Source organism: Pedobacter steynii (assembly GCF_900103665.1).
Taxonomy (GTDB): Bacteria; Bacteroidota; Bacteroidia; order Sphingobacteriales; family Sphingobacteriaceae; genus Pedobacter; species Pedobacter steynii.
In genome coordinates, this window is record NZ_FNGY01000012.1 from 97,235 (window position 1) to 119,374 (window position 22,140).

Here is a 22,140-nt window from a genome sequence, read left to right on the forward strand (position 1 = left end):
ACTAACTTAACCATACCCTTAACATTGACAATAGTTTATCCATATCAACCGGCTTAGAAATATAATCATTTGCTCCCGCTTCGATACATTTTTCACGATCATTTTTCATCGCTTTTGCGGTTAATGCAATGATCGGTAGTTTGGCGAAACGTTTTTCCATTCTGATGGCTTTCATCGCTTCATAGCCATCCATTTCCGGCATCATGATGTCCATCAGTACCAGATCAATCTGCTCTGATTCTTCCAGTTTTTCCAGGGCTTCTCTACCATTGTTGGCAATCACGATCCTGAGGTCGTAAAGCTGTAGTGCACTGGAAAGGGCGAAGATGTTTCGCATGTCATCATCGGTAATTAAAATGGTTTTATCTTTCAGAACTTTCTCCATCGTGGAAACGCTTTTGCCTTTCACCGCTCCAGGTTTTGCAGGTGCAGAAGGGCCATCCTGTTTAAGTTTATTGATAAACAAGCTGACCTCATCGATCAAGCGGTCGTTGGATTTGTTTGATTTCAGGACCATGGCATCGGTATACTTCATGATATGAGCCATTTTTTCCTGATCCAGCTCCATAGCCGTGTTAATGATTACCGGAATATGTGCGTGCAGGGCCTGCGACTTGATCTGGTCGAGCAAATCAAATCCGGAAATGTCAGGAAGCTTCAGGTCCAGGATGATACAATCAAAAACCTGATCGTCCAGAAGGTCCAATGCTTCTTTTCCTGTGAATGCCTGTTTCACATCCACCCCTTTTTCAGTCAGCTGTTGTGTCAGTTCCCTGCTTTGCAATTCCTGATCTTCGATCACTAAAACGCTTTTGAAATTGTATTTCAGGTAAGCGGCACTGAGGAGGTTAAAAGCTTCATCCAGTTGTTCTTTTTCAACCGGTTTTTTCAGGAAGCCTATGGCGCCTTCTTTTTTAGCTTTGCTGGCTTTTTCATTTCCTGCCGACATCATATGCACCGGGATGTGTTTGGTTCTTGGATCAGCCTTTAACTTTTTCAGGATGGTCCAGCCGTCCATTACCGGTAACATAATGTCCAGGACAATGGCATCAGGTAGCTGAGAAAAGGCCATTTCCAGTCCGGTATCACCACTGTGTGCCAGAATTGGCTGGAATCCTTTTTCCAGTGCATAGTCATTTAATACATCTGCGAAAACGACATCGTCTTCTATAATCAGTAAAGTTTGCGGCTCATCAGGTTGTTTTACCGGGCTGGTCGCTATTTCCGGAATAAAAGGAATGACAACTGCTTCTTCTGCATGATAAGTATTCAGTTGCTCCGGTAACTGGAAGGAATTGTTTCTGGGAACAAATAGGGTAAAGGTACTTCCTTCATTAGGTTTACTGCTCACCTGGATCTCTCCGCCAAGAATGTAAGCCAGTTCTTTGCTGATGGAGAGGCCAAGCCCTGTTCCACCAAATTTCCTGCTCGTAGATCCGTCGGCCTGCTGGAAGGCCTCGAAGATCAGTTTTTGCTTGTCTTCCGGAATGCCAATGCCCGAATCTTTAACCGTAATGCCGATGATTTCTTCCGACGTATTTTTTAAGCGGTCAGAGAAAAAGCGAACACCTCTGGATGGCCTGCTGATGCTAAGAGTGATCTGGCCATATTCCGGTGTGAATTTGAAGGCATTAGACAGTAAATTTTTGACAATCTGTTCCAGTCTGGCCTGATCTGTAAGGATATTTTCCGGCAGGTCATCGTCAATAATAGTACTGAACTGGATCTTTTTACTTCGGGCAAGCTCCGTAAACAGGGATTCCATCCCATGCTTAATGGCATCCGGTTTTACGGTTTCAATACTCAGGTCTACCTTTCCGGATTCTATTTTCGATAAGTCCAGAATGTCGTTGATCAGGCTGAGCAGGTCGTTCCCTGCATTGTGAATAACGCCGGCATACTTGATCTGATCTTCATTCAGGTTTTCAGGCCTGTTTTCTTTTAAGATCCTCGCCAGGATCAGAATGCTGTTCAATGGTGTTCTGAGCTCATGACTCATATTGGCCAGAAACTCTGATTTATATTTACTGGAAATTTCCAGTTCTTCTGCCTTTAAGCTAATCGCCTCTCTTGCCTGGTTGATAGAAATGTTGCGCTCTTCCAGTTGCTGGGCTTTTTCCTCCAGCTCCGCATTGGTCTGACGTAATTCTTCCTGTTGTACCCTCAGTTCTTCTTCAGACGACTGAAGCTGGTCTGTTTTGTACATCAGCTCCTCATTGGTTGTCCGTAGCTCTTCCTGCTGGCTCTCCAGCTCTTCTGCCTGTTGCTGGGTTTGTTCAAACAGTGCTCTGAGTTTCACTCTTGCAACTGCACTGTTTACCGCAACGCCAACACTTTCGCTGATGCTGTTCAGGAATAATGTCATTTTTTCATCGGGGTTCTCCTGAAGCCCGAGCTCAATCACTGCCAGTGTTTCGTCTTCAAATACGATGGGGATGAGGTAAATGCATTTTGGCAGGGTATTTCCCAGACCTGAACTGATTTTCAGATAATCCAAAGGGATGTTGTTGAGTAGTTTTACCTTTTTTTCTGCCGCAACCTGGCCAACCAGGCCTTCTCCGATATGGTATTGACTTGTTTCTCCTTTTTTAGGTTGATACGCATATCCTCCGGTAAATTTGAAAGTCTTTTTAGCACGATTGATCAGAAAGAAGGCACCGATAGGAGCATTGATATAATTGCTGATCCGTGTAATGATATTGACGGATAATTCCTCGATCTCCTGTTCTCCACGCATGGCATCATTTACGGTGGTAACACCGGATAAAAGCCAGTTTTTCTGTTCATTTTCAACAGACAAGCGTTCCAGCTGGAGATTGGACTTTCTAATCTGGGCTTCTTTTAATTTTTGCTGATCGAATGTCCTTCGGATATAAGTAAAGAGAAAAAGAATCAGGCAGAATATGACTAAAGCGCTTAATAAAATGATCCAGGTACTTCTCTGGCTACTGCGAACGGTATTGGCTTTCCGTTCCGCCAACAGGCGGAATTCTGTCTCAATCATTTTTTTGCTGATGAACAGCATCTGATCCTTATAATATTGTCCGCCTCCGGTTAATACCCGGTCGGTTGCTGCTGCCGGTCCCTTACTGTCATAAATCCGGACCACTTCCTGCATTTCTGTTACCTTTTTATGCGCATAAGCATCTAAAGAATCGACCCTTGTTTCTTGTTCAGGATTATCGGTGATCAATTTTTTTAGGTTCTGGACTGTCTCGAGTATCAACGGTGCATTTTTATTGTAAGGTCTCAGGTACAAACTTTTCTGCGACAAAATAAAGCCACGCAATGCACTTTCTGAGTTCAGGACCTGAGTTTCTACATTTTTGATCAGGTCTATGACCTCGTAAGTATGGCTTTGCCATTTTGTATCTTCATTCAGTTTCTCCACACCGAAGTACGAAGTGATGGCGGATACCAGGACAAACAATAAGGAAACAGTAAAACCTGTTAATACTTGTTGTTTAAAAGTTAGCTTAAACATAGACTGAACAATTAGATGTTAAGAACTTATCTGAAATTGTGAATTAGGATTGAAATTAAAGTGCTGCACAAAAGCGCTCGAAATTCAGTACTATCCTGTACTAAACTTAGTTTTTTGGCCATATCTTTTGCAATTTCAAGTCGCCCCCCACAGAGAGAGATAAAATCAACAACAATATTAATGATAATAAATTTTATTTTTGCCGATATGATCATATACGGAATACCAAATTGCAATACAGTAAAGAAAGCCAGGACCTGGTTGGCAGAGAATGGATTTAATCCCGAGTTCCACGATTTCAAAAAGAGCGGCATTACCGCTGAAAAGCTGAATGAATGGTCCACAGCTTTTGGCTGGGAAAAGGTGTTGAATAAAAAAGGAACAACCTGGAAAAAGCTGAGTAAGGAAGAACAGGATGGAGTTGTTGATCAGGAGTCAGCAGTTAAGATCTTATTGCAACATACCAGTGCGATCAAAAGACCTGTTGTTGAGATTGATCAGAAAGCAGTCCTTATCGGGTTTGACGAAGACAGTTATCAAAGTCTTTTGAAGTAATGACACGCTGTTGTTAAATTTTGTTAAAATATAATCAAGGCGTAAAAACAGCGTTACATTTGAATATGTCTAAGCATTTATTATTGTTGTTCATCTGCATTGCCCCTTTCGGAGTCTGGGCACAAACTTCTGTGTCCGGTACGGTGTATGATTACGATAATAAAACTTTTCCTATTCAGGATGTGATTGTACGGAACCTGAACAGTAAAGAGCTTACCAGAACGAAGGCTGCCGGCCAGTTTACCCTTCCCGCTAAAATCGGGGATCTCCTGGAGTTTTCTTTTGTCGGTTACCATACAGATACGCTTTTTCTGATTGATCTGAAGCCCAAGACCATTTTTCTGCCAGGAAATTCAAAAACCTTAAAAGAGGTGGAGATTTTGAGTGCAAAAGTAAATCCTTCTGTATTATACCGGGACCCGAATGCAAAAGAATCAAAGCGATTTGGAGCGGATGGACTAAGGGGCAAAGGAAATAACGACAGAGCCGGAGGGATGATGTTTAACCTGGGCTATGGCAAAATGAAACGGGAACGGGAGAAGGAAAGAAGGCTGGAAGAGCGGGATGTGTATGAAACGGAGATCAGGGAGAATTTTAATGAAGAAACCATCACTAAACTCGTGAAGCTCCAGGGGGAAGACCTCAAAGACTTTATGGCCATATACCGGCCAACGGAAGCCCTGATTAAAGACGAACGACCTTTTAACTATACCTATTATATTGTTAAAGCTTATCATAGCTGGCTTAAACTTCCTGCCGGACAACGAAAGGTCTATCCGATGCCTAAATTGAAGGGGAACTAATAAAACCGTTACAATGGTCAGGTATAGCATTTCATTTTATACCTTTAGTTCGAATCTAAAACCAACAACTAAACATCATGAATAAGCCTACCTTATTATTGGCCTTGTTATGCGCATTCGGTTTCAGTTCCATGGGGCAACAAGCCACAGGGAACTATGACCCCCATGTTGCATTCAATCCCCTTTTTTACACGCAAAATGGCAATGAATACCGCTCCGCAAATGGATATCCCGGAGCTAAATACTGGCAGAACCGTGCAGATTATCACATTACTGCAAACCTGGATGAAGCAAAAAACACGGTTACAGGGTCTGTGACCATTACCTATAAGAATAATAGTCCTGATAAACTGCCATTTCTGTGGTTACAGCTCGACCAGAATCTGTTTGCAGAAAGTTCAAGAGGGAATTCTCTGATTGCCGCAGGCAGCAGATATGGAGCAAGGGGTGAGAAAGTAGAAGGCGGTTATAAAATAGAAGGCCTGAGTGTTTCCCAGAAAGCGAAGCCTGTAAAATTCACCTCGCTGACAGAAGATACAAGGATGCAAATCCGTCTGGATGCGCCTTTGGCGGCGAATGGAGAAAGCATCACGATTAAAATGAATTTTTCATTTGTGATCCCGATCAATGGTTCGGACCGCATGGGGCACCTGGTGACCAAAAACGGCGAAATATTTGCCATTGCACAATGGTTTCCAAGGATGAGTGTTTATGATGACATTCTGGGCTGGAATACTTTACCGTATTGGGGAGCAGGTGAGTTTTATTGTGAATATGGAGATGTAGATTTCTCGGTTACTGCGCCTGCCAGTCACATTGTGATGGGCTCTGGTGAATTGTTAAACCCTCAGGAGGTATTTACGGCCGAACAACTGGCACGCTGGAATGCCGCAAAGCTGAGTGATAAAACGATTGCCATCCGGTCTGAGTCGGAAGTAACAGATCCTAAATCTCGTCCTGCAAAAGGAACGTTAACCTGGAAATTTAAAATTAAAAACACAAGGGACGTAGCCTGGGCTTCTTCAAAAGCATTTGTTTTGGATGCTGCCAGGATTAACCTGCCAAGTGGAAAGAAATCATTGGCGGTTTCTGCACATCCGGTAGAGAGCAATGGTAAAGATGGTTATGGCAGAGGAGTAGAGTATGTGAAATCTTCTATAGAATATTATTCCAATAAATGGTTTGAATATCCTTATCCAATGGCGGTAAATGTAGCCAGCAATGTTGGGGGGATGGAATATCCGGGAATCGTTTTTTGCGGTTGGAAAGCGAAGAATGGAAGTGCCTGGGGAGTAATTGATCATGAATTTGGCCATACCTGGTTTCCAATGATTGTAGGAAGCAATGAGCGTAAATTTGGATGGATGGATGAGGGCTTTAACACCTTTATTAATGGCTTGTCTAAAGCTGCATTTAACAATGGAGAATATAAGAACAAACCTGAAAATATGCAGGGTGTTGCTAAATATCTAAGTAATGATGCTTTAGAATATGTGATGTTAAGTCCTGACGCGATGAAGGAAGCGAATATTGGTGTAAATCTTTACTATAAACCTTCCTGGGGACTAAACGTATTAAGAAATCATGTTTTAGGGGCGGATCGTTTTGATTATGCCTTTAAAAAATATATTGAAAACTGGGCCTATAAACACCCAAGTGCTTTCGACTTTTTCCGTGCCATGGAAAATGGGGCAGGAGAAGATCTTTCCTGGTTCTGGAGAGGCTGGTTTATGGAAAACTGGAAAACAGATCAGGCCATCACAGAGGTCAAAGAGCTGACAAAAGATGGCGCAAGAACAGGTTATAATATCGTGGTTGCGAACCTGGAGAAAATGCCGATGCCAGTGATCATCGAGGTGAAAACAAAAAGCGGGAAGACGGACATCATTAAGCTTCCGGTAGACATCTGGATGCGTAATACGAAATGGACGGTTAATTATCCGACTACAGAGGAAGTCATTTCGGTTACCCTGGATCCGGAGCAGGTTCTTCCCGACAGCAATGCTGCAAATAACAGCTGGACTAAGTAAGTTTCAAATTGCATAAAAAATCCCTTTGTGAATATTTTTCGCAGGGGGATTTTTTATTTATCCGGAGATAGGATGTCCATCTCCTGGACCTTCAGATCGAAATAACTGGCAGAAGCGAGCAGGTGATCAAATATATCTGCCATGATGTATTCGTAATCTACCCATTTGGTGGTGCCGGTAAACGCATAGATCTCCAGGGGTAATCCGTTAGCGGTAGGTGCAAGTTGTCTGACCATCATCGTCATCTTTTTATGTAAGCCGGTATGGTTTGAAATGTAGTTGTCGATGTACTTTCTGTATAAGCCTGCATTGGTTAAGTTTCTGCCGTTAATCAACAGACTTTTGTCTGCCCCAATGCGTTCGTTATGTTTATCAATGTCTTTTTGGCGGTGGTCAATATAAGAGGTCAGGGATTGAATTCTTCTGAATTGCTCGATCTCTTCGTAGGTAAGGAAACGAATGGTAGATTGTCTGATGAAGATAGCCCTCTTTATCCTTCTTCCTCCGGATTGCGTCATGCCGCGCCAGTTTTGGAAGGAGTCCGAAATCAGGGAATAGGTTGGAATGGTGGTAATGGTTTTATCAAAGTTCTGCACTTTAACTGTGGTCAGGTTGATTTCTACGACATCGCCATCGGCACCATATTTTGCCATTGTAATCCAGTCGCCGATACGGACGGTGTCATTCGTGCTTACCTGAATGCTGGCCACAAATCCCATGATGGTATCTTTGAACATTAACAACAATACTGCCGAGATCGCACCCATGGCCGTAAAGAAAGTAAGCGGAGATTTTCCGGTAAGGTTGGAGAAGATGACCACCGCTCCTATAAAAAACAGGATGATTCTGATCACCTGCATATAACTTTCTATAGGTTTCGATTTGAACGCAGACTTTTTTCTCAGGGAGTCTGCACCGGAGCGGATCAGAGAGATGATGAGCCAGATGATAATGATGACCAGGTATACTTCTGTCAGTTTATTCAAAGGGGCGATTAGACTTGGGAAAGAATAAAACACCACTGGGATAGAACTTTTTACCAGCGTAACGGCAGTAGTCAGCGCTACAAAATGAGAAAATCTGTTTTCCAGTAAATGATGAAAGAAATCGATCTTGGTGCGTTTGGTAATGCGGATTAAGGTAATCCTTAACAGCCGTCTGAGGACATAATGGAGGAGGTAAACTGCAATGGCAAGGACCAGTGATAGTCCAAGCAGGTTAATGTAATCGGCAATGCTATCGGAAACTCCCCATTTGATCAGGAGGTCATGCGTTTTTTTGCCGATATTATGGAAGTCAAAATTGTAATCTGTTGCGCTCATGTATCGTTATTTTAAGCTATTGCAACAGATTACAAAAAAATAATTGGAAAGACAATATTCTGATCTAAAATATTAGTCTTTATAGGAGATTCTATAAACCAGATTGGCGAAGTCGTCGGATACCAGGATGGATCCATCAGCCAACTGGAGGATGTCTACCGGCCTTCCCCATGCTTTTCCTCCTTTTAGCCAACCGGTGGCAAATGGTTCGTAACTCAGGACCTTATTGCCATCCAATTTTACCAGCATCAGGCGATAACCAGATGGAACCTTACGGTTCCACGAGCCGTGTTCCGGGATTAAGATCTGATTTTTATAGCTTTTTGGAAACATGTCTCCGGTATAGAATTTCATTCCTAATGCAGCCACATGCGCATCGAGTTTTCTCTGGGGAGCCGTGAAATTTTTAGGATCTTTTCCTTTCCCGAATTCCGGATCTAAGCTATCTCCGGCATGGACAAAAGGATAGCCGAAATGCATGCCCGATTTATCAGCGCGGTTCAGCTCATCTCCAGGGATGTCCTCGCCAAGCATGTCCCTTCCATTGTCGGTAAACCATAAATCTTTGGTCAGCGGATTCCAGTCGAAACCAACAGAGTTTCTCACTCCATTGGCAAAAACCTCCAGGCCTGTTCCATCGGGGTTCATCCGGAGGATGGAGGCATATCTCTTGTCTTTATCCGTGTTGTCACAGATATTGCATGGTGCACCAATTGGAAAGTAAAGCTTCCCATCCGGACCAAATCCCAGATATTTCCAGCCATGGTGTGTATCCTTAGGAAGCTTATCGTACAGCAATACAGGTTTTGGTGGATTGGCGAGGTGTTCCTCTATCTGATCAAAGCGCCAGATTTTGCTCACTTCAGCCACGTATAAACTGCCATCTTTAAAGGCAATTCCATTTGGCATGTCTTTCAATCCCTGAGCAATAACGTATGTTTTTTCTGCCACCCCATCTTTATCTGCATCTACCAGGGCATAGACTTTATCGCCATCGCGATTGCCTACGAATACCGTTCCATTGCTGCCAAGTGCCATAGAACGGGCATTGTCAACCTTAGCATAAACGGCTATTTTGAAACCATCAGGTAGTTTGATGTCCTTAAGCCGGGGCTCATCGGCTTTTTCCATTGGGCGGTTACAGGTGACTGCCATTAATGGAATGCAAAAAAGAATCGCGAAAAGGGGGGATAGATTTTTCATTACGTTGGGTTTTAGTGTTAACGTGCTTTAAAAAAGCTTTCTTTAAGTTTGTCTGCGTCGATTAAGGCTTCGGCAGCATCAAGACGAATCAGCCAGCCTTTTTGTTTGAGCAGGGCGATTTCTTCTTTAGCCACAGAAAGATCTTTTCCTTTGATCCGTTCATGATAAATGATGGCATCTTTAGGCTCCACATTTGCGGGCGTATGGAATAGGATTTCGAGTTTAAATTTCGGCCAGATCTGAATGTCTCCAAGTTGAGCAGAATAGATTTTCTTTGTGGAATGTGCCGGGACTATGGCAGCAAACTCGCCTTTGTAATGATCTCCTTTTTCTGTGGTGAGACTGGCCAGCAGCTGGAATGAGCTTTCATTAACCAGATGGAAATGTGCGACTGAACTGCTGTGCTGATCTGTGATCAGGCAAAGATAAATTCCTTCCTTAATAAATTGTGCTTCAGGTACGACTACGGCAGGGCGGTTAGAAACAACGTCATTGTCCGGAATCTCTCCATGTACCAGGGTTACTTTTGTGGCTTGGACAGGAATTTCAAAATCATTGGAATCGGTTACGCCTATGGTGTCTTTATCTATGATTCTGGTAATGTATCCTTCTATGTTTTCGTCTACAAAACGAACAAAATCTCCTAATTTAAATTGCATCTGTTATGGATTAAATAAAACTGATTACAACAAATTTAGTCATTAGAGCCGGAAATTCTTTTTAATTTTGTCGCATGACGGAAGCAGAACAGCCAAATAACCCATTGCATGGTAAAACCCTGGAGTTTATTGTTAAACAACTGGTATGGCATTATGGCTGGCCTGAATTGGGTGTGTTGATTCGCATTGACTGCTTTCAGAATAACCCCAGCCTGAAGTCCAGTTTGAAGTTTTTGCGTAAAACAGATTGGGCAAGAAAAAAAGTTGAAAAACTTTATCTGAATACATTCCATTAATTAGGGAGATTTTATATATATATGCTATGTAATGAACTACATAGGGGGGGCTCGTTGTTGTTACGTCATATTAATTTTTAGCTTTTTAATATTGACGAACCATGGTTATGGACGACAAAAGTCGGACCACTGGAATAGCCTTGAGTTTTCTCCCCAGGTTTCTTTAGCACTTTTTACTGCTGGAAATAAACTGAGTGGCTCCGCTCTTGGCGGCGAATTTACTTACCATATTCAGAAGAACGATCATCCAAGCCCCTGGATGTGTATGCTAAATCTAAACGGCATTGACCTTGTGTTTAATTATAAGAACATGAAGAAGGTGATGCTGGCTTCGGATCCCAGATCTAATTTGTTTGGAGATGCTTATGCTATGGTGGCTGCATTGAATTTCACACTGCTAAAATCTAAGTATGCCGAATTGTGGGCTGCACCGGGGTTGGGGATAGGATACCTTGGGCAGACTTATTTCACAAACCAGAATATATTGATTGGTAGCCACCTTAATTTTGCTTCCAGAATGGCAGTAAAAGTAGCGGCTAAAGTTGCGCCTTATACACGGTTGTCTGCGGGACTGGATGTGCTTCATTTTTCTAACGGAGGGATAAGGACACCTAACTATGGGTTAAATATCAGCAGTTTAAGCTTTGGGGTTCTTAGAGTTCTGCGTTCTTCAGGGCAACCGAAACGGGATACAACCGGGAGAAAGGAAAGTTTGGAGCGGACCCGTCATCAGTTTGACTTTGGGGTAAACATTGGTTGCAGGGGCGTGGTTAGAAGTCGGGAAGGTTTGTATAAAACGGGGCTTTATGCGGGGTATAATTATCGGTTAAATGAGCTTCTCGGCTGTAGTTCGGGAATAGATGCTGTTTATTACCATACCGTTTATCAAAACAATCTTCAGACTTCCCAGTCATTGGCGACTTCATTAGACCGCTGGAGGGTAGGGCTGGCTATTGGCCCGGATTTTTGGATGGACCGGCTGGCAGTCATGGCTAAGTATGGTTACTATCTGCATTATAATAATTTTTCTAAATCATCCGAAACGGTTAAAACTTACTGGACTGCGGGTTTAAAGTATTATGTGATGAACTGGGCTGCAGTTCAGACAAAAATTTACCTCCATAAAGCAGAAGCAGATTATTTAGGACTGGGTGTATTGTTAACTCCATAGCAAGCTCAATGTAAATCTGCTGCTGGTTTGGCGGGGCTAATTTTTTGTGGTTGCCTGCTTTGCCGGAGATAGAAAGAGGCAGGTAGAGAACAGCTTTGGGAAACGCCCGAAAATGACTCGATTTATAGTCGATGCTTACCCGCCTTTAATGCGCTTTCAAGCGTGTCTCCACCGAGTATAGACCGAGTATAGAGCGTGGTCAGAGCGCGTATAGGTAAAAGCAGGTATTTTGCTGTTCCGAAGCTGAATTTTATCTGGTTTTTGCGTGCTTATTCCGGACAGGACTTTACACAAGGTCTAATACGGGTTTCAATTACAACTGTAAAGCTATAGGCGGGCAAGACCGTTTGTCCGATGTTGCGTTTCTATTGAATTATTTTTATGTTAACCCCTTGATTTATAAAATGTATTGTCTTACCTTTGCAGTCCCTTATTATAGGGGTAAAGTTTTTAAATATTAATAGAAAACAAAAAAAGAACAATGCCAACCATTCAACAATTAGTTAGAAAAGGTAGAGTAGCACTGGAGTTCAAGAGTAAGTCTCCAGCGTTGGACAGCTGTCCACAGCGAAGAGGTGTATGTACACGTGTATATACCACTACCCCTAAAAAACCAAACTCAGCAATGCGTAAAGTTGCCCGTGTACGTTTAACCAATGGTAAAGAGGTGAATGCCTATATTCCAGGTGAAGGTCACAATTTACAGGAGCACTCCATTGTATTGATCCGTGGTGGTCGTGTTAAAGATTTGCCAGGTGTACGTTATCACATCATCCGTGGAGCACTAGATACTTCAGGAGTTGCTGGTCGTAACCAACGTCGTTCAAAATATGGTACTAAACGTCCTAAGCCAGGACAAGTAGCTGCGGCACCAACAAAAGGTAAAAAGAAATAATTAGGAGGAAAAACAAATGAGAAAGTCAAAACCAAAAAAGAGAATTATCCTTCCTGATCCAAAATTTAACGATGTTCAGGTGACAAGGTTTGTAAACAATATGATGTATGATGGAAAAAAATCCATTGCATATGATATTTTTTATGATGCTGTAGAACTAGCTGAGAAAAAAGCTGGTGAGAACGGATTAGAAGTATGGAAACGTGCTTTAACAAATGTAATGCCTGCAGTAGAGGTTAAATCTCGTCGTGTAGGTGGTGCAAATTTCCAGGTACCTACAGAGGTAAGACCTGACCGTAAGATTGCTTTAGGCATGAAATGGTTAATTTCTTACGCTCGTAAACGTGGAGAAAAAACAATGAAAGAGAAATTAGCAGGTGAAATCGTTTCAGCAGCTAAAGGTGAAGGTGCAGCAGTGAAGAAAAAAGAAGATACGCATAAAATGGCTGAGGCTAACAAAGCGTTCTCTCATTTCCGTTTCTAATCATACAGAATCATAAAATGTCAAGAGATTTAAGATTTACAAGAAATATTGGTATTGCTGCGCACATTGATGCCGGTAAGACCACTACTACAGAGCGTATTCTTTATTATGCAGGTGTTAGTCACAAAATTGGCGAGGTGCACGAAGGTGCAGCTACAATGGACTGGATGGCACAGGAGCAGGAACGTGGTATTACCATTACTTCTGCTGCTACTACTGTTGGTTGGAAATACAGAGGACAAGATTACCACATCAATATCATCGATACACCGGGTCACGTGGATTTTACCGTAGAGGTAAACCGCTCGCTACGTGTATTAGACGGATTGGTTTTCTTATTTTCTGCGGTTGATGGTGTTGAGCCTCAATCTGAAACTAACTGGCGTCTGGCAAACAACTATAACGTTGCCCGTATCGGTTTCGTTAACAAAATGGACCGTTCTGGTGCAGATTTCTTGAAAGTTGTTGGACAGGTTAAAAGCATGTTAGGAAGTAACGCAGTACCATTGCAATTGCCAATCGGTGCTGAAGATACTTTCAAAGGTGTGGTTGATTTAATCAACAACCGTGGTATCGTTTGGAATGAGCATGATAAAGGGATGACCTTTACAGAAGTGCCAATTCCGGAAGATATGCTAGATGAGGTTGCTGAGTGGAGAGAGAAATTGCTGGAATCAGTTGCTGAGTATGATGAGTCTTTGATGGAGAAATTCTTCGAAGCCCCTGAAACCATCACTGAGCGTGAAGTTTTAGACGCTTTACGTCAGGCAGTATTGGATGCTAAAATTGTACCTATGGTTTGTGGTTCATCTTTCAAAAACAAAGGTGTACAAACTATGCTTGATTACGTGATGGAATTATTGCCTTCACCAATGGATCAGGAAGGTATCGTTGGTATCAATCCAAATACAGGAGAGGAAGTATTACGTAAACCTGATGAAAAAGAGCCGTTTGCAGCTTTAGCATTTAAAATTGCAACAGATCCTTTCGTAGGTCGTTTATGCTTTATCCGTGTTTATTCAGGAAACTTAGAAGCTGGTTCATACGTTTATAACGCACGTTCTGAGAACAAAGAGCGTATCTCCCGTATCTTCCAAATGCATGCAAACAAGCAAAACCCAATCCCTAATGTAGGTGCTGGTGATATTGCAGCGGTTGTAGGCTTTAAAGATATCAAAACTGGTGATACCCTTTGCGAAGAGAAAAACCCAATCATTCTGGAGTCAATGAACTTCCCTGAGCCGGTTATCGGTTTAGCTATTGAGCCTAAAACTCAGGCTGATATCGATAAATTAGGTATGGGCTTAGCTAAATTGGCTGAAGAAGATCCTACATTTAGAGTTCAAACTGACGAGGAAACTGGTCAGACTGTAATCTCTGGTATGGGTGAGCTTCACTTAGACATCCTGATTGACCGCTTAAAACGTGAGTTTAAAGTAGAAGTAAATCAAGGTGCGCCACAAGTTGCTTACAAAGAAGCAATTAACGGAACAGTTCAACATCGTGAAACGTATAAAAAACAATCTGGTGGTCGTGGTAAATTCGCGGACATTCAAGTTGTAATTTCACCGATCGATGCAGATTATGAAAAAGGCGGTTTACAGTTTGTGAATGAAATTTCAGGTGGATCTATTCCACGTGAGTTTATCCCTTCTGTAGAGAAAGGATTTGCAGCATCAATGGCTAATGGAGTTTTGGCTGGTTACCCACTACCAGACATGAAAGTTCGTTTAATTGATGGTTCATTCCACGCAGTCGATTCAGATGCTTTATCTTTCGAACTTGCAGCTAAAATGGCTTACCGTGAGGCATTGCCTAAATGTAACCCTGTATTGATGGAGCCAATCATGAAAATCGAAATCTTAACCCCTGAAGAAAACATGGGTGATGTTATCGGTGACATGAACCGTCGTCGTGGTCAACTTTTAGGAATGGATACACGTGCTGGTGCTCAGGTAATTAAAGCAACTGTACCTCTTTCTGAAATGTTTGGTTATGTGACGCAATTGCGTACCATTACTTCAGGTCGTGCAACTTCTACAATGGAATTTGATCACTACGAACCTGCACCTAGAAACGTTCAGGACGAAGTAATCGCGAAATCTAAAGGAAGAGTTAAATCCGCAGAATAATAACAAATCGGCAGCCGGTTATTAATAGCTCTAACCGGCAGCCTTAATACATAAACAAGATGAGCCAAAGAATCAGAATCAAATTAAAATCTTACGATTACAACCTGGTAGATAAATCTGCTGAGAAAATCGTTAAGACTGTTAAACCTACGGGTGCAGTAGTTAGCGGACCAATTCCGTTGCCTACAGAAAAGAAAATCTTCACTGTTTTACGTTCACCACACGTGAACAAAAAAGCACGTGAGCAGTTTCAATTATGTGCTTACAAACGTTTGTTAGACATTTATAGCTCTAACTCTAAAACAGTTGACGCTTTAATGAAACTTGAATTACCTAGCGGTGTTGAAGTTGAAATCAAAGTTTAACTATATAGACGGTTAACAAAAAAAGCCTTCCTGAGTTTCAGGAAGGCTTTTTTTATATCAGGGGAATTATTATCTCCCCCTGTTTTTTAATTCATCAAGTTTGTTGCGCTCATCCTGCAGCTCTCTTGCCAGTTTCTTCTCTTTATCATTGGCCTTCGTTTTATAGCTCTGGTACTCTTGTGAAATCTCTTCATATAAAGAGCTTCTGTATTTTGCTTCATGAATATGTTTAGCTGATCTCAGGATGATAATCGCTAAAGCGGCTGCCAATACCAGAATCAGACTCCATACAATAACGTTATAATTGCTTTTGGTAAAAGAGATCCCAAGAAAGCTGATCTCATTTAATTTGGCATTTGAAGTAGCTAAGGAGGTTTCTGTTCCGGAAATTTGTCCTTTTAATGCCGCAATTGTTTTTTCTTGTTCAGTAAGTTTCAGTTTTACAGCGCCTAGTTGTTTGCGACTGGTATTGAGTGAATCTGCTACATTTTTCCAAAGGCCGGAAAGCCTGCCTGGATTAATGAGCTTATAGCCATTAATGGTTTTTGATTTTGACAACATGAATTCGTATTGGCCCCGAAGACCAGAGGGAGCTTTCGCGCTATCTGCCGGAATTTGTGATTGTGCATTTAAGTTTAAGAGGAGAACGGCTATAATTGCGAATATCAGTTTTTTCATAAAGTGTTGTTTTTTTTAATAGGATGTTTCTGTATTGGTATTGTTGTTTTAGTATAGAACTGGTTGTATTAGTAATGTAACAATTATATTGTGATTTTATTGTCCATGTCTGTATATCTGATTATTTAACTCTTGTCTTAATTTCTTCCAATACTTGTTTGGCCAAAAAATTCTGTAGTTTTTCTATGTCGCTTTTTAGTATGAAATCTCCATATCTATAATCTGTGCTTGATAGGCTGCGATTATCAAGCATGATATTAATATTATAAATATCGGTTTTGAACTCTAATGTTGCATTTATTTCCATTTCTGGTTTTGTCTTTGCACCTCTTAATCCATACAATATGACATTCCAATCTATCCGGTTTATTTCTTCTTTATAAATGTCATAACCAAGTATTTTAATATCCTTAGGTTCGAAGTTTTTTGAAATAGATAACCCTATGGGCTCAAAAAGCCTTTTGCCATCTAAAATTACTTGTTTGTGGTTTACGAATTTTGATTCCTTAATCTCTGCAAATAGACTATCGAATTGTTCTAGTGATTCTTGTATCTCGGGCCAAAGATCTTTGGAGAACCAGCTGAAAACCTCAAGTACAATTGCTGGGTGTTTGCTAAGTTTTTCCTCGGTAGTCAGCCTTTTACTTAATAATGATATTTCTTTTTGAAGATCTGTAGCCTCTTCAATGTCCTCGCCTTTTGCTGCCTTTATTGAAATTTCCAATGACCATATTAATTGATTGGCGATATATTCAATTAGTGGTGGATAATCCCCAACATCAGCAGAATGTAAAGCATGGAGGTAATTGGCTTTATCGTCCGACTTTATGATGACTGGAGGGAGATTGTTTCTTAATAGTACGTAGTTCATTAATAAGCGGGCTATCCTGCCGTTGCCATCATCAAAAGGGTGAATTCTAACAAATTTGTAATGAAGCATTGTAGCAAGAGTGGCTGGGTGAAGTACCGACTCTTCCGATCTATACCAATCTATTAATTCTTGCATCAATATAGGGGTTTCGGTGGGAGAGGCGTATTCAAATAACTCACCTGTTGATAAACGAACTGCATTAGGGTATTCTTTATACTCCCCTACTTTTATTTGCCTGCGTGTATTTTCTCCTGTTGCGGTGATCGCATCTTTCCAGAAAGGGCGAATCAATATAGTTTTATTAAGTTCTTTTATATTTTGCTCCGTTAGAGGGCGTTCTTTGTCTTTTGCCCATTCCTCTACTAATTGATAAGCAACATCATGTGCTTTCATTTCCTCATACTCGCGCATTTGGTGATTTCCCTTAGTGTCGCCAAATATTAATAGTAATTCAGTTTCACCATAGGTAAGTGTATTCCCTTCCATATGATTGGAATTGTAATTGAATTCCAGTCGAAACTTCTTATCTAATCGTTGTTTGTTCTCAATGGTTATTGGAGATGCTAATTTCAATTGAGTGGTTAAATCGTCGACTTTATCTAAAGGAAGTTGCATAGTGGTACATTTTAAGTTTGCATTATTACAAAGAAGAATAGTTCAGTTTAGTGTCTGATTAATTCTCAAAATTAGCTATTTATTTTATCTCAGGGATAAGTTTAGCGAACTATTACTATAGATAGTATATTTGCAGCAATGTCGGTATTACTATTTACAATTATAGTTTTAGCAGGAGCTTTTTTAGCTGGATTGGTCGGTTCTCTGACTGGTTTAGGGGGTGGGGTAGTGATTATCCCGCTGCTGACATTGGTCCTGGGTGTCGACATTCATTATGCCATCGGCGCTTCTATTGTATCTGTGATTGCCACCTCTTCCGGATCTGCAGCAGCTTATGTGAAAGAGGGGATTACGAATATCCGGATCGGAATGTTCCTGGAAATGGCCACAACGATCAGTGCCATTATAGGCGCGGTGGTGACCGTCTATCTGGATCCGAGCTATATTGCGGTGATCTTTGGTTTGATCCTCTTATTCTCTGCCGCAATGATGGTAGTGAAGAAGGTAGATCGCTCAGACAATGATACTTCCGGAAAACTGGCGGTGTTTTTTAAACTGAACGGTACTTACCCGACAGAAGGGGGAATGAAGAAATATGCGGTTCACCGGGTGCTTGGCGGATTTGTGATGATGTTCTTTGCAGGGATCATTTCGGGTTTGCTGGGGATAGGATCTGGTGCATTAAAGGTGATCGCGATGGACAATATCATGAGGATTCCTTTTAAAGTGTCCACCACGACGAGTAATTTTATGATGGGAGTGACGGCGGCTGCCAGTGCGATCGTATACCTTCACCGCGGACAAATTGATCCGGGAATTGCCATGCCGGTAACGATTGGGGTACTTTGCGGGGCAACATTGGGCTCAAAGATCCTGGTGAGAACCAAGACGGATAAGTTAAAAGTGGTGTTTGCTGTAGTGGTGACCTTCCTCGCGCTGCAAATGATTTATAACGGTTTATCAGGTAAATTATGAGTTCAGAGAAGAAAAATTTCTTCGCAGACCGCGATATTCAGATCATCCTGGGTACTTTACTGCGGGTAGGTGTGATTGCTTCGATGTCTGTGGTACTGATCGGAGGATTGCTTTACCTGTTTTCTGATCATGCCATGCTGATCGATTACCGCAGTTTTAATCCGAATAAATCCGGTTTCTCTTCTATTCCTGCGATCCTGACCGGACTGAAAGACCTGGATGCCAAAGCGATCATTCAGTTTGGCACTTTACTGCTGATTTTTACACCCGTTGCAAGGGTCGTTTTTTCTATATTTAGTTTCCTGATTGAGCGTGATTATTTATACGTTTTGATCGGTTTGTTCGTTTTATCAATTATCTTGTACAGCCTGAGTGACAAGTTAGTTGGTTAAAAAGTTACTTATCTCAACGGATTCCCCTTCGCGAAAAAAAATAGGGCTTATTTGAAAAAATAATTAGCTAACTATTTGAAAATTAAGATTTCTTTCGTATTTTTGCCCTCCCTTAACGGGAATTGTATCCACCTTGAACGAAGCCCTACTGCTTCGATGGGTGTTAATTTAAAAAAAGAAAATGTCAGGTATTATTGGAAAAAAAGTAGGAATGACCAGCATTTTCGACGCCGATGGAAGAAACATTCCATGTACGGTGATCGAAGCTGGGCCTTGTGTAGTAACACAGGTAAAGACCGAAGAGAAAGACGGTTACGTTTCAGTTCAGTTAGGTTTCGATGAAGCCAAAGAAAAGAACACTACCATGCCTCTTAAAGGCCACTTTGCGAAAGCAAACACTACCCCAAAACGTAAATTGGTTGAATTTGAGCCGTTTGAAGAATCGTTGAACTTAGGTGATACGGTAACGGTAAGTATTTTCAATGAAGGCGATTTTGTGGACGTTGTTGGTACTTCTAAAGGTAAAGGTTTCCAGGGTGTTGTAAAACGCCATGGTTTCGCCGGTGTTGGTGGACAAACTCACGGACAGCATAACAGAATGCGTGCGCCAGGTTCATTAGGTGCTGCATCTTATCCTGCACGTGTATTTAAAGGTATGCGTATGGCGGGTAGAATGGGTGGTGACAGAGTAAAAGTTCAGAACTTACAAGTTTTGAAAGTTTATGCTGATCAAAACCTTGTTGTAGTTAGTGGTTCCATTCCAGGAGCTAAGGGTTCTTACGTAATCTTAGATAAGTAAGCAGATGGAAGTTAAAGTATTAAACATTTCAGGAAAAGAGACAGGTGCCAAGGTGCAACTTCCTGAGTCAGTATTTGGCATTACGCCTGTTGACCACGCAATCTATTTAGATGTAAAACAGTATTTGGCTAATCAACGTCAAGGTACTCACAAGTCTAAACAACGTAACGAAATTGCTGGTTCAACCCGTAAACTATACAAACAAAAAGGTACTGGTGGTGCTCGTGCCGGAAGTATTAAATCTCCATTGTTCAATGGTGGTGGTCGCGTGTTTGGTCCTCAGCCACGTGATTATAGTTTCAAATTGAATAAAAAATTAAAGCAACTGGCTCGTAGATCAGCATTGACTTACAAAGCTCAGGATAACAACGTTGTTGTTTTAGAAGACTTTGCTTTTGATTCAATCAAAACTAAAAACTACATCAATTTAGTTAGCGCTTTAAACTTAGCTGGCGAAAAGACATTGTTGGTTTTACCTTCACAAAATAACAATATCTATTTATCAAGCAGAAACATCCAGAAAGCGAAAGTGATTACTGCAGATCAGTTGAATACATATGATGTATTAAACTGTGGCAAACTTTTGTTAACTGCTGATTCTCTTAAAACATTGGAGGAGGCATTTGCCAAGTAATATGGAATTTTTAAGGAAACCAATATTAACAGAAAAAGCTTCTGCATTAACAGAAAAGTCTAACCGCTTTACTTTTAGAGTAGAACACAAAGCAAATAAATTGCAGATTAAGCAAGCCATAGAGAAAATGTACAACGTGAACATCTTAGCAATCAATACTATGATTGTTAATGGTAAAATGAAGTCCAGAAACACTAAAGGTGGTTTAGTTACGGGTCGTAGCCCAAAATACAAGAAAGCGATTGTTACACTGGCAGCAGGCGAGACAATTGATTATTACGCGAATATTTAATAAGAATTGAATAATTTATAACTATGGGCTTAAGAAAATTTAAACCAGTCACTCCGGGAACCCGCTTTAGAGTAGGTGCCAGCTTTACGGAGATTACAGCAACCAAGCCCGAAAAATCATTGGTTGTATCTTCTAAAAAATCGGGAGGACGTAACAATACAGGAAAGATGACTATGCGCTACATGGGTGGTGGTCACAAAAAATCTTACCGTTTAATTGACTTTAAACGTGATAAGTTTGATATTCCTGCAACAGTAGCTACTGTTGAGTACGATCCAAACCGTACTGCTCGTATTGCACTATTGCATTACGTAGATGGTGAGAAGCGTTACATTATTGCACCGGAAGGATTGCAAGTAGGACAAACAGTAGTTTCGGGTGATACAGCTACTCCAGAAGTAGGAAATACATTGAAATTAGCTAACATTCCATTGGGTTCAATTGTACATAACATTGAAATCCAACCAGGACGTGGCGCACAAATGGCACGTAGTGCTGGTGCGTATGCTCAATTGGCAGCACGTGACGGAAAGTATGCAACTGTTAAAATGCCTTCAGGTGAAGTAAGATCTATCTTAGTTACCTGTTTAGCAACTATCGGTGCAGTTTCTAACTCGGATCATGCAAATGAAGTATTAGGTAAAGCAGGTCGTAAACGTTGGTTAGGACGTCGTCCTAGAACTCGTCCGGTAGCGATGAACCCAGTCGATCACCCAATGGGTGGTGGTGAGGGTCGCTCATCAGGAGGTCAGCCTCGCTCAAGAAACGGTATGTACTCTAAAGGTTTCAAAACCCGTTCACTTAAAAAATACTCAAATCGTTTCATCATAGAGAAAAGGAAGAAATAATGGCTCGTTCGATAAAAAAAGGACCTTATATTGACCATAACGTAGAGAAGAAAGTAGTATCTATGAATGATTCAGGCAAAAGGTCTGTAATTAAAACTTGGTCTCGCAGATCAATGATTTCACCAGATTTTGTGGGTCATACATTTGCAGTGCATAACGGTAATAAATTTATACCGGTATACGTAACAGAAAACATGGTTGGTCACAAGCTGGGAGAGTTTGCTCCAACCAGAACATTTAGGGGTCACTCTGAAAAGAAAAAATAATTAAGAGATGGAAGCAGTAGCGAAATTAAACAATTGTCCAACCTCACCACGTAAAATGCGTTTGGTTGTAGATCTTATCAGAGGTGAGCGTGTTGAGAAAGCTTTACATATTTTAAAGTTTACCAATAAAGATGCAGCAATAAGAGTTGAGAAACTATTATTATCAGCGATCAAAAACTGGGAAACTAAAAATGAAGGTTCTCGCCCTGAAGAAAACCAGTTATACGTGAAAACGATAATGGTAGGCGGTGGTCGTCAATTAAAAAGACTTAGACCAGCACCTCAAGGACGTGGTTACAGAATCCGTAAGCGTTCAAACCATGTAACTTTGGTAGTAGATAGTAAAAACGTTGAAACTCAAACTAATTAAC

At 41.2% G+C, this 22,140-nt stretch carries 23 protein-coding genes; 17 read left to right on the top strand and 6 right to left on the bottom strand.

From position 1 onward, the window contains the following. Nucleotide 1: 1 nt before the first annotated feature. On the bottom strand, nt 2-3,484 hold the full coding sequence (locus tag BLQ87_RS27255; RefSeq protein WP_074612093.1) for a hybrid sensor histidine kinase/response regulator: 3,483 nt from the start codon (nt 3,482-3,484) through the stop codon (nt 2-4). A 180-nt stretch (nt 3,485-3,664) separates the two neighbouring features. On the opposite strand from BLQ87_RS27255, the gene BLQ87_RS27260 reads away from it, so the two are divergent. The 3 genes from BLQ87_RS27260 to BLQ87_RS27270 all read left to right on the top strand — a co-directional run bounded on the left by BLQ87_RS27260 (nt 3,665) and on the right by BLQ87_RS27270 (nt 6,872). Continuing rightward, nucleotides 3,665-4,039: an arsenate reductase gene (locus BLQ87_RS27260; RefSeq protein WP_074612094.1), complete on the top strand. Its 375-nt coding sequence runs from the start codon at nt 3,665-3,667 to the stop codon at nt 4,037-4,039. A gap of 65 nt (nt 4,040-4,104) precedes the next feature. After that, nucleotides 4,105-4,842 carry a hypothetical protein gene (locus tag BLQ87_RS27265; RefSeq protein WP_074612095.1) on the top strand — a complete coding sequence of 246 codons (738 nt, stop codon included), beginning with the start codon at nt 4,105-4,107 and terminating at the stop codon, nt 4,840-4,842. 77 nt (nt 4,843-4,919) lie between these two features. Next, entirely contained in the window at nt 4,920-6,872 is a 1,953-nt protein-coding gene (locus BLQ87_RS27270; protein ID WP_074612096.1) for a M1 family metallopeptidase, read from the top strand. Between the two features lie 53 nt (nt 6,873-6,925). Here the strand turns inward: BLQ87_RS27270 and BLQ87_RS27275 are convergent, their stop codons facing one another. The 3 genes from BLQ87_RS27275 to BLQ87_RS27285 all read right to left on the bottom strand — a co-directional run bounded on the left by BLQ87_RS27275 (nt 6,926) and on the right by BLQ87_RS27285 (nt 10,056). Beyond that, the gene (locus BLQ87_RS27275) at nt 6,926-8,194 is read right to left on the bottom strand and encodes a mechanosensitive ion channel family protein (protein WP_074612097.1); all 1,269 of its coding nucleotides are present in this window, start codon (nt 8,192-8,194) and stop codon (nt 6,926-6,928) included. Between the two features lie 72 nt (nt 8,195-8,266). Further along, on the bottom strand, nt 8,267-9,397 hold the full coding sequence (locus BLQ87_RS27280) for a PQQ-dependent sugar dehydrogenase (protein WP_074612098.1): 1,131 nt from the start codon (nt 9,395-9,397) through the stop codon (nt 8,267-8,269). A gap of 17 nt (nt 9,398-9,414) precedes the next feature. Further along, the gene (locus BLQ87_RS27285) at nt 9,415-10,056 is read right to left on the bottom strand and encodes a hypothetical protein (RefSeq protein ID WP_074612099.1); all 642 of its coding nucleotides are present in this window, start codon (nt 10,054-10,056) and stop codon (nt 9,415-9,417) included. A gap of 74 nt (nt 10,057-10,130) precedes the next feature. Between BLQ87_RS27285 and BLQ87_RS27290 the strand changes: the two genes are divergently transcribed. The 6 genes from BLQ87_RS27290 to rpsJ all read left to right on the top strand — a co-directional run bounded on the left by BLQ87_RS27290 (nt 10,131) and on the right by rpsJ (nt 15,399). Next, a complete protein-coding gene (locus BLQ87_RS27290) occupies nt 10,131-10,352 on the top strand; it encodes a VF530 family protein (protein WP_074612100.1) in 222 nt (73 codons plus the stop codon). Nucleotides 10,353-10,443: 91 nt separating this feature from the next. After that, entirely contained in the window at nt 10,444-11,523 is a 1,080-nt protein-coding gene (locus BLQ87_RS27295; protein WP_074612101.1) for an acyloxyacyl hydrolase, read from the top strand. Nucleotides 11,524-12,004: 481 nt separating this feature from the next. After that, on the top strand, nt 12,005-12,418 hold the full coding sequence (gene rpsL, locus BLQ87_RS27300; protein ID WP_008244597.1) for a 30S ribosomal protein S12: 414 nt from the start codon (nt 12,005-12,007) through the stop codon (nt 12,416-12,418). A 16-nt stretch (nt 12,419-12,434) separates the two neighbouring features. Next, nucleotides 12,435-12,902 carry a 30S ribosomal protein S7 gene (gene rpsG, locus BLQ87_RS27305; RefSeq protein WP_008244596.1) on the top strand — a complete coding sequence of 156 codons (468 nt, stop codon included), beginning with the start codon at nt 12,435-12,437 and terminating at the stop codon, nt 12,900-12,902. A 17-nt stretch (nt 12,903-12,919) separates the two neighbouring features. Further along, nucleotides 12,920-15,034 carry an elongation factor G gene (gene fusA / locus BLQ87_RS27310; protein ID WP_074612102.1) on the top strand — a complete coding sequence of 705 codons (2,115 nt, stop codon included), beginning with the start codon at nt 12,920-12,922 and terminating at the stop codon, nt 15,032-15,034. Between the two features lie 59 nt (nt 15,035-15,093). Continuing rightward, nucleotides 15,094-15,399 (top strand): 30S ribosomal protein S10, encoded by a 306-nt coding sequence (rpsJ, locus tag BLQ87_RS27315; RefSeq protein WP_008244591.1) that lies wholly within the window; start codon nt 15,094-15,096, stop codon nt 15,397-15,399. 69 nt (nt 15,400-15,468) lie between these two features. On the opposite strand, the gene BLQ87_RS27320 is transcribed toward rpsJ, so the two are convergent. Then, complete coding sequence (locus BLQ87_RS27320; protein ID WP_074612103.1) at nt 15,469-16,077, bottom strand: hypothetical protein; 609 nt, start codon at nt 16,075-16,077, stop codon at nt 15,469-15,471. Nucleotides 16,078-16,198: 121 nt separating this feature from the next. Then, the gene (locus tag BLQ87_RS27325) at nt 16,199-17,563 is read right to left on the bottom strand and encodes a Fic family protein (RefSeq protein ID WP_074612104.1); all 1,365 of its coding nucleotides are present in this window, start codon (nt 17,561-17,563) and stop codon (nt 16,199-16,201) included. A gap of 138 nt (nt 17,564-17,701) precedes the next feature. On the opposite strand from BLQ87_RS27325, the gene BLQ87_RS27330 reads away from it, so the two are divergent. From BLQ87_RS27330 to rplV, 8 genes are all read left to right on the top strand, one after another. Continuing rightward, complete coding sequence (locus tag BLQ87_RS27330) at nt 17,702-18,538, top strand: sulfite exporter TauE/SafE family protein (RefSeq protein ID WP_074612105.1); 837 nt, start codon at nt 17,702-17,704, stop codon at nt 18,536-18,538. Further along, complete coding sequence (locus BLQ87_RS27335; RefSeq protein ID WP_074612106.1) at nt 18,535-18,930, top strand: DUF1634 domain-containing protein; 396 nt, start codon at nt 18,535-18,537, stop codon at nt 18,928-18,930. The genes BLQ87_RS27330 and BLQ87_RS27335 overlap by 4 nt, the downstream gene beginning before the upstream one ends. Before the next feature lie 181 nt (nt 18,931-19,111). After that, entirely contained in the window at nt 19,112-19,729 is a 618-nt protein-coding gene (gene rplC / locus BLQ87_RS27340; RefSeq protein WP_074612107.1) for a 50S ribosomal protein L3, read from the top strand. Between the two features lie 4 nt (nt 19,730-19,733). Beyond that, on the top strand, nt 19,734-20,363 hold the full coding sequence (gene rplD / locus BLQ87_RS27345; RefSeq protein ID WP_073232277.1) for a 50S ribosomal protein L4: 630 nt from the start codon (nt 19,734-19,736) through the stop codon (nt 20,361-20,363). 1 nt (nt 20,364) lies between these two features. Then, a complete protein-coding gene (gene rplW, locus BLQ87_RS27350) occupies nt 20,365-20,655 on the top strand; it encodes a 50S ribosomal protein L23 (RefSeq protein ID WP_073232278.1) in 291 nt (96 codons plus the stop codon). Nucleotides 20,656-20,678: 23 nt separating this feature from the next. Continuing rightward, on the top strand, nt 20,679-21,503 hold the full coding sequence (rplB, locus tag BLQ87_RS27355) for a 50S ribosomal protein L2 (RefSeq protein ID WP_074612108.1): 825 nt from the start codon (nt 20,679-20,681) through the stop codon (nt 21,501-21,503). Continuing rightward, nucleotides 21,503-21,769, top strand: coding sequence for a 30S ribosomal protein S19 (gene rpsS, locus BLQ87_RS27360; protein ID WP_069379634.1), 267 nt, complete (start codon nt 21,503-21,505; stop codon nt 21,767-21,769). The genes rplB and rpsS overlap by 1 nt, the downstream gene beginning before the upstream one ends. A 7-nt stretch (nt 21,770-21,776) precedes the next feature. Continuing rightward, nucleotides 21,777-22,139 carry a 50S ribosomal protein L22 gene (rplV, locus tag BLQ87_RS27365; RefSeq protein WP_055130479.1) on the top strand — a complete coding sequence of 121 codons (363 nt, stop codon included), beginning with the start codon at nt 21,777-21,779 and terminating at the stop codon, nt 22,137-22,139. The last annotated feature ends 1 nt before the right edge of the window (nt 22,140 follow it).